The organism is Heyndrickxia faecalis, from assembly GCF_040267745.1.
Lineage (GTDB): Bacteria > Bacillota > Bacilli > Bacillales > Bacillaceae_C > Weizmannia > Weizmannia faecalis.
Genome location: NZ_CP158453.1, coordinates 1221119 through 1236207 on the forward strand (window position 1 = coordinate 1221119; position 15089 = coordinate 1236207).

General features: G+C 46.2%; 13 protein-coding genes, 1 tRNA gene, 1 other RNA gene and 1 pseudogene. 10 read left to right on the forward strand and 6 right to left on the reverse strand.

Annotated elements, in window-relative coordinates:
* Positions 1–116: 116 nt before the first annotated feature.
* Positions 117–1541: an L-arabinose isomerase gene (gene araA, locus ABR335_RS05665; RefSeq protein ID WP_328229367.1), complete on the reverse strand. Its 1425-nt coding sequence runs from the start codon at positions 1539–1541 to the stop codon at positions 117–119.
* Positions 1542–1572: 31 nt separating this feature from the next.
* Positions 1573–2271, reverse strand: coding sequence for an L-ribulose-5-phosphate 4-epimerase (locus tag ABR335_RS05670; RefSeq protein WP_014097602.1), 699 nt, complete (start codon positions 2269–2271; stop codon positions 1573–1575).
* A gap of 484 nt (positions 2272–2755) precedes the next feature.
* On the opposite strand from ABR335_RS05670, the gene ABR335_RS05675 reads away from it, so the two are divergent.
* From ABR335_RS05675 to ABR335_RS05685, 3 genes are all read left to right on the forward strand, one after another.
* A complete protein-coding gene (locus ABR335_RS05675) occupies positions 2756–4162 on the forward strand; it encodes a sugar porter family MFS transporter (protein WP_026685165.1) in 1407 nt (468 codons plus the stop codon).
* 17 nt (positions 4163–4179) lie between these two features.
* Positions 4180–5781: a xylulokinase gene (locus ABR335_RS05680; protein WP_350346653.1), complete on the forward strand. Its 1602-nt coding sequence runs from the start codon at positions 4180–4182 to the stop codon at positions 5779–5781.
* Between the two features lie 260 nt (positions 5782–6041).
* Positions 6042–6551, forward strand: coding sequence for a PTS sugar transporter subunit IIA (locus ABR335_RS05685; RefSeq protein ID WP_350346654.1), 510 nt, complete (start codon positions 6042–6044; stop codon positions 6549–6551).
* A gap of 102 nt (positions 6552–6653) precedes the next feature.
* Here the strand turns inward: ABR335_RS05685 and ABR335_RS05690 are convergent, their stop codons facing one another.
* Positions 6654–7436: a thermonuclease family protein gene (locus tag ABR335_RS05690; RefSeq protein WP_350346655.1), complete on the reverse strand. Its 783-nt coding sequence runs from the start codon at positions 7434–7436 to the stop codon at positions 6654–6656.
* A gap of 488 nt (positions 7437–7924) precedes the next feature.
* Here ABR335_RS05690 and ABR335_RS05695 point away from each other — a divergent pair, with 488 nt between their 5' ends.
* The 4 genes from ABR335_RS05695 (at position 7925) to ABR335_RS05710 (ending at position 10361) form a co-directional block, all read left to right on the forward strand.
* Complete coding sequence (locus ABR335_RS05695) at positions 7925–8185, forward strand: metal-sensitive transcriptional regulator (protein WP_014097607.1); 261 nt, start codon at positions 7925–7927, stop codon at positions 8183–8185.
* Positions 8186–8266: 81 nt separating this feature from the next.
* Positions 8267–8563 carry a rhodanese-like domain-containing protein gene (locus tag ABR335_RS05700; RefSeq protein ID WP_014097608.1) on the forward strand — a complete coding sequence of 99 codons (297 nt, stop codon included), beginning with the start codon at positions 8267–8269 and terminating at the stop codon, positions 8561–8563.
* Positions 8564–8609: 46 nt separating this feature from the next.
* Positions 8610–8804: non-coding RNA, 6S RNA (ssrS, locus tag ABR335_RS05705), on the forward strand.
* A 234-nt stretch (positions 8805–9038) separates the two neighbouring features.
* Complete coding sequence (locus ABR335_RS05710; protein ID WP_350346724.1) at positions 9039–10361, forward strand: chloride channel protein; 1323 nt, start codon at positions 9039–9041, stop codon at positions 10359–10361.
* A gap of 450 nt (positions 10362–10811) precedes the next feature.
* Here ABR335_RS05710 and ABR335_RS05715 read toward each other — a convergent pair whose 3' ends face one another.
* Both ABR335_RS05715 and ABR335_RS05720 read right to left on the reverse strand, forming a co-directional pair.
* On the reverse strand, positions 10812–10973 hold the full coding sequence (locus tag ABR335_RS05715; protein ID WP_013860070.1) for a hypothetical protein: 162 nt from the start codon (positions 10971–10973) through the stop codon (positions 10812–10814).
* Positions 10974–11274: 301 nt separating this feature from the next.
* Positions 11275–11348 (reverse strand) — tRNA-Pro (locus ABR335_RS05720).
* 787 nt (positions 11349–12135) lie between these two features.
* Between ABR335_RS05720 and ABR335_RS05725 the strand changes: the two genes are divergently transcribed.
* Entirely contained in the window at positions 12136–13071 is a 936-nt protein-coding gene (locus ABR335_RS05725; RefSeq protein ID WP_350346656.1) for a polysaccharide deacetylase family protein, read from the forward strand.
* Entirely contained in the window at positions 13071–13721 is a 651-nt protein-coding gene (locus ABR335_RS05730) for a YkyA family protein (RefSeq protein WP_350346657.1), read from the forward strand. The genes ABR335_RS05725 and ABR335_RS05730 overlap by 1 nt, the downstream gene beginning before the upstream one ends.
* 97 nt (positions 13722–13818) lie before the next feature.
* Here the strand turns inward: ABR335_RS05730 and ABR335_RS05735 are convergent.
* Positions 13819–14334 (reverse strand): annotated as a pseudogene (locus ABR335_RS05735) (SDR family oxidoreductase); the annotation flags it as partial.
* Positions 14335–14526: 192 nt separating this feature from the next.
* Between ABR335_RS05735 and ABR335_RS05740 the strand changes: the two are divergent.
* Entirely contained in the window at positions 14527–15081 is a 555-nt protein-coding gene (locus ABR335_RS05740; RefSeq protein WP_276210421.1) for a YdhK family protein, read from the forward strand.
* Positions 15082–15089 lie beyond the last annotated feature (8 nt).

Below are 15089 nucleotides of genomic sequence, written 5' to 3' on the forward strand. Positions count from 1 at the left end.
GAAGATAACGAGTGACCCAAGTAAATCGGTCTCATTGATACAAAAAAGCATCCTTCAGCTAAAATAATTTGGAGGATGCTTTTTCATGTTCAAAGAATCAGTAAACAGGAATCAACTTATTTTATATTCACAACTTCAATACCGGCCATTTTTGCAAAATCCTCAATTTGTTCCGCTGTTACGGCAAAGGAGAATACTGTATGGTGGCCGCCACCGTTTTCAATCCATTTTTGGACCCCTTCATAGAAACCTGCTTTTGGTGTCCAAAGCTGGCGTGCGACAGGCAGTTTCGGCGCTGCTTCAGCCGGTTTCTTTCCTTCTACTTCATACATCACCATTTTGAATTTGTCGCCAAAGTCGGAAATCGTTAAGTCAACCGCCTCTCCATCTGATCCGTCAAAAACAAGCCGTGCAGGGTCTTCGCGGTCCCCGATGCCTAATGGATGGACTTCTACCCTGATTTTGCCGCTTGCCAAAGTTGGGTCTACTTCAAGCATGTGGGAACCCAGTATTTCTTCATGGCCCTTTACCAGGTTGTACGTATAATCTTCCATAAAACCGGTTTTTTCGTTATGTGCCATGATTTTCACCAACCGGTCGAGTGCGGCTGTCTTCCAGTCCCCTTCACCGGCAAAACCGTAACCTTCCGCATTCAGCCGTTGGACCGCCATGCCCGGAAGCTGTTTCATGCCCCACAAATCTTCAAAGTTTGTAGTAAAGGCTGTGTACCCACCACGGTCGAGGAATTTGCGCAAGGCAATTTCAATCCGGATTTGCTCTTTCACATGGTCTTCAAAATAGGCCGGGTCATTGTTCCCAACCACCAATTCATATTTTTCCTGGCATTCCGCATAAACGGCTTCTATTTCCTGATCAGTGACTTCTTTCATTTCCGCAACAAGGTCGCCGATGCCGTAATAGTCGACTGTCCAGCCGAACTGAATTTGTGCTTCGATTTTATCGCCGTCCGTGACTGCGACATTGCGCATGTTGTCACCGAATCTCGCTACTTTAATGTTAAAGCTTTCATTATAAGCAACGGCAACATCCATCCAGCGTCCGATTTGGGTTTGGACCTTTTCATCTTTCCAATGGCCGACAACGACTTTGTTATTTTTGTTCAGTCTCGCATTGATAAATCCGTATTCCCGGTCGCCGTGGGCGCTTTGATGCAGGTTCATGTAATCCATGTCGATCGTTTCCCACGGAATATGGTCGAGAAATTGTGTAGCCAGATGAAGCAAAGGTTTTTGTAACAGTTTCGTTCCCCTGATCCAGTTTTTCGCAGGCGAGAATGTGTGCATCCAGGTGATGACACCGGCGACGTTATCGTTATAGTTGACTTCTTTCATGACCTTTGTAATACTGTCGGCTGTTGTGGCAACCGTTTTAAATACGATCGGGTACGGTAGCTTGCCGCTTGCGTTGATTTCATCAATGATTTTTTCCGCATCTTCCTTTACAGCATCCAGTGTTTCTTTGCCGTATAAATGCTGGCTTCCGACGATAAACCAAAACTCGTAATCTTTTATTTTCAACATGCTGTTTTCCTCCCCGGAATGTACAAGACATTTATTTTTTTTGCCCATAATAGGCATTTTTTCCGTGCTTGCGTAAATAGTGTTTATCCAAAAGAAATTGATCCATGTTGATTTGATGCGGATTCAGCTGTAGCGAGTGGTAGGTCATCTTCGCTACTTCTTCGAGCACAACGGCATTGTGCACGGCATCATGGGCGGATGTTCCCCACGTAAAAGGGCCGTGATCATTTACCAGAACAGCCGGAACCTGGTCCGGATCAATATGCCGCTTTTCAAAAGTCTCAACAATCACATCACCGGTCTGTTTTTCATATTCCGTCACGACTTCTTCTTTCTTCATCGCCCTTGTGACCGGAACCGGCCCGTAAAATGTATCGGCATGTGTCGTTCCTGCCGCCGGAATATCAATGCCGGCCTGCGCAAATGAAACCGCCCAGGGAGAATGTGTATGGACAATTCCTTTAATATTCGGGAAATGGCGATAAAGCACACAATGTGTTGCAGTATCGCTTGACGGATTTAACTCGCCTTCCACTACATTTCCACCAAGATCAACGACGACCATTTTTTCCGGTGACAATGCTTCATACTCGACACCGCTCGGCTTAATGACCATGAGATTCTTTTCACGGTCGATTCCGCTTACATTTCCCCATGTAAAGGTGACCAGATTATATTCCGGCAGCAGCATGTTTGCTTCATAGACTTCTTTCTTGAGTTCTTCTAGCATTCATTGATCATCCCTTTGAAATTGATCATTCTTTAAAAGTTTTTGACATGTCATTTGGATTCTGCGATTAACCGCTTACAAATAGAATGCTATATCAATTATCAGTATAAGTCAACAAAAAAATATTTATATGTATAAATGTGTTTTTCACTGGATGGAAAAGAGTGGTTTATGTCACAGCTTCCGTAGCTTTTTCACTATAGCTACAGACACAAAAAATACACAATTGGGTACCCTTACCTGCTATCCTTTCATCTATATAAGTAGCATAATGATGGGTAAGAAAGCGGTTAAGAAAAACGCAGGAAAACGTTATTTTTCCTCAGTTATCAGTACAAATATTTTTGTCGTTGATTTATAGGTATAAATGTGCTAGCATGTACTTGCAGCATGAAAACGCTTTTTTCTAAAATGATACCGCTCACAAAGAAAGAAGCCATCAGCAAGAAGAAAATAAGGCTGAAACATCAAGGAGGGAACTTTAATGGTTGGTGAAAAGAAAATCTCAAGTGGATTCATTTACTTTTTCGGGGCTTTTGGCGGCATTCTATTTGGCTATGATATTGGGGTAATGACAGGCGCTTTGCCATTCCTTGAACATGACTGGAACCTTCAAAACAGTGCAGGCGTTATTGGATGGATTACCTCTGCTGTAATGTTCGGTGCTATATTCGGCGGCGCTTTGGCGGGGCAACTTTCCGACCGTTTGGGCCGGCGAAAAATGATTTTAATTTCAGCTTTTATTTTTGTTGTTGGATCGGTTTTATCTGGCATATCCCCTCATAACGGGCAATACTTTTTAATCATCGTCCGGATGTTATTAGGATTAGCGGTTGGCGCTGCTTCTGCACTGGTCCCGGCTTATATGTCCGAAATGGCGCCTGCACGTTTGCGCGGACGTCTGTCAGGGATTAACCAAACCATGATTGTATCGGGAATGTTACTTTCTTACATTGTCGATTATTTATTAAAAGGTTTGCCGGAAACATTGGCTTGGCGGTTGATGCTTAGTTTGGCAGCGGTACCAGCATTGATCTTATTCTTTGGTGTGTTAAAGTTGCCGGAATCACCGCGCTTTTTAATAAAGAACAATAAACTTGAGGAAGCACGCAAGGTTTTGAGCTATATTCGCGCTAAAAAAGAGGCAATTGATGCTGAAATCAAACAAATTCAAGAGACTGCCAGAGAAGAAAAACAGGCAAATCAAAAAGCATCATGGGGTACTTTATTTAGCGGCAAATACCGTTATTTAGTCATTGCCGGTGTGGGCGTTGCGGCTTTCCAACAATTTCAAGGCGCAAATGCTATTTTTTACTATATTCCTTTAATTGTAGAAAAAGCAACAGGGCATGCTGCTAGTTCTGCATTGATGTGGCCGATTATTCAAGGGATCATTCTCGTATTGGGTTCACTTGTCTTCTTATGGATTGCTGATAAATTTAAACGCCGCACTTTGTTGACAGTAGGCGGAACGATTATGGGCCTGTCCTTTATTTTGCCAGCCATTTTGAATTTGCTCATTCCAAATGCAAACCCGATGATGATCGTTGCGTTTTTAAGCATTTATGTAGCTCTTTATTCCTTCACTTGGGCTCCTTTAACCTGGGTCATCGTTGGGGAAATTTTCCCGCTTGTCATTCGTGGACGCGCATCAGGATTGGCTTCCTCTTTTAACTGGATTGGTTCTTTCCTGGTTGGGCTGCTGTTCCCAATCATGACTGCTTCCATGTCCCAAGAAGCTGTTTTTGCAATTTTCGGCGTGATATGTTTGCTTGGTGTTTTGTTTATCCGGACCCGCGTACCTGAAACCCAGGGACATACGTTGGAAGAAATTGAAAAATTTGGGGAAGAAAAAGCTGTTGAAAAAAAAGGTGCCCACTTACACATATGAGACGGAGGTAAATAAAAATGAATTTAGTGGATACTTCTAAAGCGATTAAACAAGGAAATGTCTCATTAGGCATTGAACTGGGGTCAACCCGGATAAAGGCCGTGCTTGTCACGGATGATTTTGAAACGATCGCATCCGGTGGCTATGTTTGGGAAAACAAATTTGAAAACGGCATCTGGACGTATTCGTTGGAAGAAGTGTGGGAAGGGATTCAAAGAAGCTATGCCCAAATTGCGGCGGACGTCCAGGGGAAATACCATACCACTTTGACAAAAATCAGTGCCATCGGTGTAAGCGCTATGATGCACGGGTATTTGGCTTTCGCAGAAAACGGAGAGCTGCTCGTTCCTTTCCGGACATGGCGCAATAACATCACCGAACAAGCGGCGGATGAATTGACTGAACGATTTCAATTTAATATTCCGCAACGATGGAGCATTGCCCACCTTTACCAGGCGATTTTAAATCGGGAGCCCCATGTAAAAGACATTCGCTTTATCACCACTTTGGCTGGTTATGTGCACTGGAAATTATCCGGAGAAAAGGTGTTAGGGATTGGCGATGCTTCCGGCGTTTTTCCGGTGAATGAAGCGACAGGCACTTATCGGAAAGATTTTCTTGATACGTTTGACCGGCTTGAAAATGTGGCGCCCTATCCATGGCACATCAGGGAAGTGCTGCCAAAAGTATTAAAAGCCGGCGAATATGCGGGCACTTTAACAACCGAAGGAGCGGCACTCTTGGATGTAAACGGAAATCTTCAGGCAGGCAGTTTGATGGCCCCGCCTGAGGGGGATGCCGGAACCGGGATGGTGTGCACAAACAGTGTGCGCAAACGGACCGGGAATATATCCGTCGGCACTTCGGCTTTTTCGATGATCGTGCTGGACCAGCCGCTCAAAAAAGTGTACCGGGATATTGATATTGTCACCACGCCGAGCGGGGCGCCCGTAGCGATGGTCCATATCAACAACTGCTCGTCTGACATTAATGCATGGGCAAACCTGTTTAAACAATTTGCTGAACGACTCGGTGTTGACTTGCCGGCAGACCGTTTATATGAAACGCTATTTTTGGTGGCTGCAAAAGCGGATCCGGATGCGGGCGGCTTGCTCAATTACAGCTACTTGTCAGGCGAGAACATTACAAAAATGCCGGCCGGGCGCCCGCTGTTTGTCAGGAAACCGGACAGTGCCTTTACATTGGCAAACTTTATCCAGGCCCAGTTGTATGCAGCATTTGCGCCGCTTAAAATCGGGATGGATATTTTGAAAAATGAAGAAGGAATCAAAACGGATGTCCTGATTGCCCAAGGCGGCCTGTTTAAAACGCCGGTAATTGGCCAGCAAGTATTGGCGAATGCATTAAATACGCCGATTACGGTGATGAGCACTGCCGGTGAAGGCGGCGCCTGGGGGATGGCCGTGCTCGCGGTTTATGCAAAATCCGGAAACGGGAAGCAAAGCCTGGAAGACTTTTTGGACCAAAACGTGTTCACCCATCCCGAAAGCATGACGTTAAGCCCGGAACCTGAAGGCGTTTCAGGGTACGAAGCCTTTATAAAAAGATATGAGGCGGGCTTGCCGGTTGAGTCGGTGGCTGTCCAGTCGATTTTTTAAAGGAAACGGAAAATCGTTAAAACAGCTGCATGGACACACCACAGGCTTTCCGGTATAACCCTTGGTTGCTCCATTTTCCATGCACGCAGCATCCGGCAAACGCCCGGTTCATATCCCAACGGGGACGGCGCTAGGCAAATGCATAAATTTTTGGGAGCCATGCAGTCCGGCCCGCCAGTAAACACAGATGATAAATCCGGCATTTTCCATGAAAACTACCGGATTTTTTTCATACATGTTAAAATAGAAGGTGTATTTAGTTGAAAACAAGGCAGGTGTCCGTTTTGTTTCCATTTTTCCACCGACATCGAAAGGAAGAGCATATTTTTGCGCCAATGGGGGGAGAGGTGGCGCCGATTGAGGAAGTGCCCGATCCCATCTTTTCCGAAAAAATGATCGGGGATGGCGTGGCAATCAGGCCAATTGAGGGCCGGGTCGTTTCCCCGTTTGACGGTGAAGTGATCCAGATATTTCCGACAAAGCATGCGATCGGGTTGCGCGGCGAATCTGGGCTGGAAGTTTTGATTCATATCGGGCTAGAAACGGTTTCTCTCGAAGGGAAGGGGTTTGAAACGGTTGTGCAGGCCGGGGACAAAGTGGAAAAGGGCGACCCGCTGATTCGTTTTAACCTGGAATTTATTAAAGCCAATGCAGCGGATACGATTACTGCGATCATCATTACAAACGGAGAGCTTGTAAAATCGCTCGAAAAAAGCACCGGGGTTGAGGCGGTTGCCGGGCAGACGGAAATCATGCGGGCTTGTCTGTGAAACCAAAAAACAGGCTCGAAGCAAGCGGCGGGGAAGGGTGGCGCAAGCCGGGGTGCCCTGCGCCGCAAAAAGAAAAAACAGGCTTGAGTGCAAGCCTGCTTCTTACTTGTATGGTTCGCATGCGTATCCGTCCTTGTCGCCGTCCATATAGGAGCGGTAGGCGGGATTCGTGTGCGGCACGCCGTCTGGATATTGTTTGCGCAGTTCCGTACAGTTTTGGAAACCGCTGCTCCCGCTGCTGGAACGGCTCTCCCCGCCGGTAGCACTGGATGCGGAACTGCCTTTTTCGCACCCGTTAAAACCGCGGTCTGTTGCATACCCGGGTTGCGACCAGACCCTGAGCTTTTCGTTTTTAGCCCGCTGTTCGGCTTTTTTGAAAGTGCCCAAATATTGATAGGGCGGTTCATACACATAGGCCACGCGCGCGTACCCTTCTTTCAGCAGCTTTTCCTGCACGGACTTGCCGTTTACGAATACATAAGCGAGGAGCCGCCCGTATTTGTCGCGTTTGGCCCCGTGATCAAATTCGATCGTCAGTTTGCCGCTTGAAACGAGCTGCTTGTTCCGGTAATAGGCCTCTTTTGCATACGGCTGTACGCACATATCCGGTTTTTTTGATTCCGGCGTGTCAACGAGCAAATAGCGGACCGTCTCTTCTTTTCCAAGATAATAAATTTTAATCGTGTCCCCATCGGTAACACCGGCAAGTTTAACAGCAATTTGCTTGCCTGCCGTTTGCCGGTTTTCTCCCGGCCCGGTATTTGTTTGTTGCGCTGTTTTTGGTTCTGTGCCCGTTTTTGTGCTGTTTTGATGCAGCCCGCACCCTGCAACGGCGAGCATCATAGCCAAAAAGAGCGTGAACCAGCCTGCTGTTTTTGGCTTCATTTCCCCTTCTCCTTGCTTTTAAAAAATGTAGCGCCCTTATTTTACCATTTTAAGCGGGTTTCTTTAAGCCATCCATTTGACAATAATACCGCCTGGGGTATATGATGGGGGTTGTAACCGAACTTCGGGCAGGAGGTCATCCGTATAAATGTATATTGTTTTGCTCGTTCTTGCGCTCATTCTCGCGAAAACCGGCTATACACGTTACGTTCCCGTTCGCGGTGCTGTGCGGGCGGATTTAAGAAAAGATGTGCTTGAACATAAAGTGGTGGTCGATGTGAGGGATTACCAGCATGTGGGAAGCGGTACCGCGGATGCCATTGTGATTCCGACGGCTTATTTAAAGCGGTTTTCCGGCGAAATTCCAAAAGGCAGTCTTCACCTTATTGTTTCCAGCCGGCTTGAAGCCAATTTCAGCATCCGTTTATTACGCAGAAAAGGATTTCATATTTATTCTTATACGATCTTGGAACCGGGGAGGGAAAAAGGTGGAATACGATGCGAAAATCAAAAACCGTGTCAAAAGAATCGAAGGGCAATTGCGGGGAGTACTGCGGATGATGGAAGAAAAGGACAATTGCAAAGAGGTCATTGCCCAGTTGTCTGCCGCCCGGACGGCAATTGACCGCACGATCGGCGTCATTGTCAGTGCCAATCTGGTGGAATGTGTGAAAAATGCCGAACAAAACGGGGAAGACGCGGGAAGCCTTGTAAAAGAAGCGGTCAACCTGCTTGTGAAAAGCCGCTGACCCTTTTCACAAAATTGCTGCTGGCAAGGCCGAACTTTTCGCAAAAATCGGGGGATTTTGTTTTACGAGGGAGGAATTTTGATGAAAGAAATTTCTGCGATGGAAGTCGAGGAAAAACTGAACAAGGGTGAAAAACTCAATATTATCGATGTGCGCGAAACGGAGGAAGTGGCGGAAGGAAAAATTCCGGGCGCGCTGCATATTCCGCTCGGTTTGCTGGGATTCCGCCTAGAGGATCTTGACCGTTCCAAAAACTATATTGTCGTTTGCCATTCCGGCGGGCGGAGCTATATGGCATGCCAGTTTCTCGAAAGCCAGGGTTTTGATGTCACAAACCTGGAAGGCGGCATGATGGCGTGGAGCGGCGAAATCGAATGAAAAATTTTCCTCTTGATCTTGCGGCGCATAAAGCGTAGTATAAGAGTACAAGCTGCGTTGTACGTAATATTAATAAAGTTTTAACCTTTAAACTGTTATAGGGAGTTTAACATTATTGCGGGAATGCCGAGCCTTTTGCCGTTTGGCAGGGAGGATGGCAGGAACGCTTTTGCGGACACCCACTTTGAGGAGTGTGGTTCTAAAACTTTCTTAGTTTGATTACGGCAACTGCGGCACATACATAATCTGTTAAACCCCGTCCTTCTTAGAAGGGCGGGGTTTTTCACAATCAAGAACCTAGACCGAAGGCATTAGCTGAGCCTGTTAACCCTGCGGCCCGGATGCAGTGCCCGGCCCATTTTTTCGCGCGGTATAAAGAGCCCGCTCTGTCCGTTTGTGTTAGCCCTCGATATTACTGGGTGTATAATAAAACTAACAATGTTTTGACATGCAGGAGTGGGAAAATGTGAACCAAATGAAATACATTGAGCCTGCCGTGATGTTTTTTACCATGATCGTCTATGTCGCTGTAGCTGTACTGATTGGCGTTGTGGCCGGGACCACGGTCGGTTTGTTTTTGAAAGCTTTAAATTTTTTGAGCGGAAAAACAGGTGCGCTGCCCGTGCCTTATAAGATGCTGCTGCTTCCGGTTGGCGGCCTGTTGAATGGCCTGTTGCTGTATAAAATGAAACCAGGGGCGCCTTCTGCCATTGCTGCTGTGCATTCCGAAGGGGAACCGCCCTTTGACAGAAGCTTCCCGGCCAAGTATCTGGCGGCCCTCATTACACTTGTATCCGGCGGTTCGGCTGGAAAATTCGGGCCGAGCGCTCACTTTGCCGGTTCGCTTGCCACATGGATCGGGAAAGTTTTTCATATTCAGCCGTTTCTTCGGGCCCAGCTGATCGTATGCGGAATCAGTGCTGCTTTTGCCAGCCTGTTTGGCGCGCCCGTTGCGGCAGCCGTGTTTGGTTTGGAAGTATTGGCTATCGGGTCAATCCGGCACCAGTTTCTTTTCCCTTCGGCGGTTTCCGGCATAGCCGCTTTTGAAGTCAATAAAAGGCTGTTGCATACGCCTTATGAATATTTCACCATCCATGCCATGCCGTCTTTTTCTGTTCTGCTGCTTTTAAAAGTGGCTGCCCTTGGCATGATTTGCGGCCTGGCTGGATGGCTGTTTGTTGAATCTATTGAGCAGGGGGGCCGCTTATTTTCGGTTGTCCGGGAAAAATTGCATCTTCCTCCCTTCCTGATGCCCTGTGTTGGGGGTATGCTCATTGCTGCCGCATTATTCATTTTTCCCGCCGACTTTTTGGGGCTGAGCTTGCCGCTTTTGGACAAAGCGATGCACGGGGGCCATGTCGGCTTTTTCGCATTTCTGTGGAAAATCCTGTTTGTGGCGGTTACGCTTGGTTCCGGCTTTTACGGAGGAACATTCACCCCACAGCTCGTCATCGGGTCTGCCGCCGGAAATGCATTTGCCGCTTTGCTCGGGATAAATCCTGTATTAGGGGCGGCTGCGGGCATGCTGGCGGTGGTTTCGGCTGCATCCAATACGCCGGTTTCCGCTGTGCTGCTTGGATATGAGCTGTACGGTCATGTTACGGGGATGTATATATTGGCCGCCTGTATCGCCGGGTATTTGATCATCGGGCACCGCAGCGTTTATCGCGACCAGCTTGTGTACGATCCAAAGTCTTTTTGGGTGCAGCTGGAGCCGGGGGTCGAACTGAGGAAAGAATCCATCCGACTTTCAAGCGGCACTGCAAATCAGACAGGACGGTTCCATCTTCCGTGGTAGTGGGAAAAGCCGTTTATGATCAGGCTTATGTTAAGCAATCTTATTAAAAACGCATTGATCTTAGCATAGGGCCGCTCTGCGGAAAGGAAGCTGGTCAAAAGATGCGCCTATCTTAACGTAGGGGCGTCTATGTAAAGGAAGGCCGCCAAAAAACGTATCAACTTTAACATAGGGCCGCTCTATATAAAGGAAGCCTGCCAAGTTTTCCGCCGTTCTGCACAGAGGAAGCGTACTATATATTTACGCACAGACGCCCTAAGAAAAGAAAGGCCGCTGAAATGCGCGTCTTCTTAACAGATTCTGCGTAAAAGAAGCGTGCCAAAATCGCGCCAATCTTAACGTTGGGCAGTTTTGCGTAAAAGAACTTCGCGGACCGGCTGATCTTTTGCAAGAAGCGTTCAAAAAACCGTTGAGGATCGTCTCAACGGTTTTTGCGGCAGCCTTCTCGCTTTACTCGGTTTCCCCGAGTCCGGTGACTTTGTTCATCACATTTTGAATGGTATCAGCCAGCCCTTCTTCCTCTTCGCTGCCGGCATTTTGCGACTGGACATTTCCTTCGAGCTGGTTATTGTACGAGTAAGTATTGGATTTGTAACTTTTTTCTTCTTCCATTTTTATCACCTCCCAAACATAGGGTGTGTTAATCGGAAGTTTTTTAACCAATCTAAGGCTTCCCCTTTTGGAATTCCATCCGGACAAGCAGCAAGAAGTTAATACGCATAAAGCATGAAGGAATGATGGGCCATAATGGGTGAAGAAAAAAGTGGCTTTTTATCCCCACTGGAATTTTAATCAAAGGGGCATTCAGTTTTAATGCTGAATTGTTGACGGAATGCGTAAACAACGGGCAAATCACCCCGGTTGAAAACGAAAAAAACCTTGATGCATCCGCGATACATCAAGGTTTTTAGAGTCGGGAAGACAGGATTTGAACCTGCGACCCCTACGTCCCGAACGTAGTGCTCTACCAAGCTGAGCTACTTCCCGGTTATTTTATTTTTGCTTGCCAGCTCCTTAGCTCTTGCTGACAAATATTATTCTACGACAATAAATTTCGTTTGTCAAAGCCTTTTTTTATTTTTTTTAAAGAAATTTTTTCCGGCCTGGTTTCGAGCCGGCAGCCGTTCCTTTTTCAACTGGAAAATAAGAAGGTTTGGCGGCTTGGAAAAAGCTTAGAGGTATGGTTTTTCCAGGAAAAAGGAATATCGCCAGGAATCACCGCCGCCGGCATGATGTCGACTCCCGTATTTTCCAGCGAAGCCAGCATTGTTTCTTCATTCGGCATTTCTTTATGTTTGATGACGCGGTCCAGTAAAAATCATGCAGCTAACGCCGGGCAATCCGGAAACTGAGAGACCATAAAAAATCACGCATCGTGCTTTTAAAATGGCCTTCATTTTCATCACCTTCAGCTTTATCATTCGCCATGAGCGGGTTGCGCTGCCTTTTACACACAGGCAGGGGGAAAGGCGGGAGGGTTCAGGAATAAGGGAAGGTGCTTAGAGTGGAACGTTTTTTCAAAAATTCTAAGGGAATAAAAACAAAAAAACGGCCATAGCAGAGATAAGCACGCTATTCTCGTTTCACTCTGTCGAAATTTGACTGCAGCAAGATGTAGAATAAAATGATCAAACAATTAAGATTTTGTAGAGTATGGTAAAATTGTGGATATTCATGTATACTGAATCATATATGTTTGGTAGTTTTTGCGGATGATGTCGGAAGATGGCAGCAAATGAAAAATACGGTGAGCCTTTGAGCAGGGGAGAGAGATATGCGCGGCAGGAAATTAAATTTCAAGGGAAAAGTTGTGTTGGCGCTCTTATTTACGTTGATTGTTGTTGTTCTGGCCGGACTCGTTGGCAAAGGGGAAAAGATGTCAGCGAAAGACAAAGGAAAAGATGCACATGCTGTCTCACTGCGCACTTTATCTTTTTCGCCTGCGCCGATGACAGCGTTTGCGGGTTCTCCTTTGTACAAATCGATGATCGGGCAACAGCGGCAGAAAAAAGAAGCGGAGAGACAAAAAGAAGTTGCGAAGCAAAACGAGAAAGATCTGAAAGAAAATGCCATTTACTTAACATTTGATGACGGCCCGTCGAGTGCGGCCAACCAGTTATTGGACCTGTTGGAAACTTATCAGATGAAAGCTACCTTTTTCATGCTCGGGCCGAGGATGAAAGAGCATCCGGCAGTCGTAAAACGCATGCAAAAAGATGGAGACGGGCTTGCCCTGCACGGGATCACACATAAAGCAAGAACGATTTACAGCAGTACGTCCGCGCCATTAAACGAAATGGCTGAGGATCAAAGAATATTGGAAAACGTGGCGGGTGTAAAATCTTATATGGTACGCCTCCCGTATGGAAGTATTCCGTATTTAACAGATGAAATGCGCGATTTACTGGATAAAAGTGGTTTCCACATTTGGGATTGGAACGTGGACAGCAGTGACTGGGAATTAAAAAATGGACGCTATGTCCAGTATACGATTCAGCAAATCCGGCAAAAAAAACAAGCGGGGGAAACGCCGGTCATCCTTTTGCATGACAAACCGGAAACCGTTAAATATTTGCCGAAGTTGCTAAAGTTTATCAAAAAGCAGGGCTATAAAACAAAAGTGTTGACCAATGAAACGCCCCCGGTAACGTTTCCGTGTGAAGGCCGCTGTCATCCAATCCACCATCCAGTTGAAACGGGGAGAAGATGATGGTAAAAAGATTTATTGTATTGGGAATGATGTTGCCGGGGCTTCTTTTGCTTCTTGCCGGCTGCCATTCAGACAAAAAACAGGCGGACAGCATATACGAAAAATTGAAGAAATCCGCATCCTATGAAAGAAATTTTGTCGCGAACCAGGAGAAACTGGACCAATACAAAGAAAAAGTGGCATCCATTTATGCTGATCTAAACCAGCTTGAACTGAATGACGAAAACCGCCCGGAAGTGAAGCAGAAATTAAAAAAGGCGGACAACTATACCGAAAAACAGCAGAAAGAGCTGCGGGAATCCAAAAAGAATTTTCAAAAGGCATATGAGCAATCGGCATCCATAAAAGAGAATGTGGAAAAAATTAAAGACGGCGGGCAGCGGAAACAGGCGCAGAAGCTGCTCACCATCATGGATGAACGCAAAAAATATATGAACACTTTTTTTGATGATTATAAAAAACAATTGGCGTTACAAGGCACCTTTTATGAAAATCTGGAGAAGTTCAGCCCGGACGAGTTAGACGATCAAATTAAAAAAATAAATGGATACAATGGGAAAATGGAAGAAACGATTCGCCAATTCAACCAGGATACGAAACGGTATAATCGCGAAAAAGATAAGTATTTTAAAAAAGCAGGGCTTTATTAAATTGGGCGTTTTTTTAAAGAGGCCCGGGACCGGCATTATGCCGGGAACCGGGCTTCTTTTTTTGGGACAGGAAAACGGCTGGAAAATTGGGTGATACGATGAGATTGGCAACCCGGTCAGGCGTAATGCCATATTGCTCATACAGTGCCGTCATGCCTTGTGATGTATTTTTATCCGTGATCGTTTCCAGCAATTCCGTGTTAATGGTCGCCGGATAAATTGTCGCAGTCCGGATGTTGGTCCCTTCCTGTGCGGATTCCATGCGCAATACTTCCATTAAATCGCGTACCGCCCATTTCGTTGCGCCGTAAACTGCCTCTCCCGGGTAAGCTTTAAGCCCGGCTACGGAAGAAGTTGTAATGATATGCCCTGATTTTTGCGCGATAAACGTTGGCAATACTGCCGCAATCCCGTTTAAAACCCCTTTAATGTTAATGCCGATCATGCTGTTCCATTCGTCCGTTTTTAATGCGGAAAGCGGGGAATCCGGCATAATGCCGGCGTTCAGGAAAATCACATCTACACCGCCGAAAGCATCTTTGGCAAGCCGGACAAGCTCCCGGGAATCTTCCGGTTTGGTCACATCTGTTACCCGGTAAACCGCCTGGTCGCCATTCGATTTGATGAAACCCTATTCAGATGTATTTGAAAGCCATATTGAAAACAGCGTTGAGTCCTGGTGTAAGCCGTGAAACTACCGTATTCACGCAATATTTTTCTTGTGTAAACAGTAAAATGCACAATTTCTGCACAAATGCCGGGTATCTTTAAAAGAAAGGATAAGCGACAAGGGGGACGTAAGATCATGAAAAAAGTATTAGCAGGCATTTTTTCTCTCGCAATTCTCTTTTCTTTAGGGGCATGCGGCAACAGTGAAACAAAATCTGCGGATAGCAAAAGCGCGGATTCCCATTCACACATGGAAATGAATCATTCCGGCTCGAGCGAAGTACCAAAAGGAATGAAAAAAGAAAGCAACCCAAAATATAAAACAGGCAGCCAGGTTGTCATCCACGCTGACCATATGGAAGGGATGAATGGCGCGAAAGCAACTGTAAAAGCTGCATACGCCACAACCGTTTATGCGGTGAATTATAAGCCCGTAACAGGCGGAGCCGAAGTAAAAAACCATAAATGGGTTGTTCAGGAAGAAATTAAAGGGGCGGGGAATAAAGCGTTAAAGCCAGGAACAAAAGTGACATTGGAAGCAAATCATATGGAAGGCATGAAAGGGGCATCTGCTGAAATTGTTTCGTCAAAGAAAACAACAGTCTATATGGTGGATTACACGCCGACGAATGGCGGAGAAAAGGTAACCAATCATAAATGGGTAACAGAAGATGAACTTTCCGCCAAGTAATTTTAAAT

Bases quoted from the DNA above. Each gene is read 5' to 3' on its own strand.
- ABR335_RS05675 (WP_026685165.1), top strand. From the start codon at position 2,756: ATGGTTGGTGAAAAGAAAATCTCAAGTGGATTCATTTACTTTTTCGGG.
- ABR335_RS05725 (WP_350346656.1), top strand. From the start codon at position 12,136: ATGCGCGGCAGGAAATTAAATTTCAAGGGAAAAGTTGTGTTGGCGCTC.
- ABR335_RS05700 (WP_014097608.1), top strand. From the start codon at position 8,267: ATGAAAGAAATTTCTGCGATGGAAGTCGAGGAAAAACTGAACAAGGGT.
- ABR335_RS05730 (WP_350346657.1), top strand. From the start codon at position 13,071: ATGGTAAAAAGATTTATTGTATTGGGAATGATGTTGCCGGGGCTTCTT.
- ABR335_RS05680 (WP_350346653.1), top strand. From the start codon at position 4,180: ATGAATTTAGTGGATACTTCTAAAGCGATTAAACAAGGAAATGTCTCA.
- ABR335_RS05715 (WP_013860070.1), bottom strand. From the start codon at position 10,973: ATGGAAGAAGAAAAAAGTTACAAATCCAATACTTACTCGTACAATAAC.
- ABR335_RS05710 (WP_350346724.1), top strand. From the start codon at position 9,039: ATGAAATACATTGAGCCTGCCGTGATGTTTTTTACCATGATCGTCTAT.
- ABR335_RS05740 (WP_276210421.1), top strand. From the start codon at position 14,527: ATGAAAAAAGTATTAGCAGGCATTTTTTCTCTCGCAATTCTCTTTTCT.
- ABR335_RS05690 (WP_350346655.1), bottom strand. From the start codon at position 7,436: ATGAAGCCAAAAACAGCAGGCTGGTTCACGCTCTTTTTGGCTATGATG.
- ABR335_RS05670 (WP_014097602.1), bottom strand. From the start codon at position 2,271: ATGCTAGAAGAACTCAAGAAAGAAGTCTATGAAGCAAACATGCTGCTG.
- araA (WP_328229367.1), bottom strand. From the start codon at position 1,541: ATGTTGAAAATAAAAGATTACGAGTTTTGGTTTATCGTCGGAAGCCAG.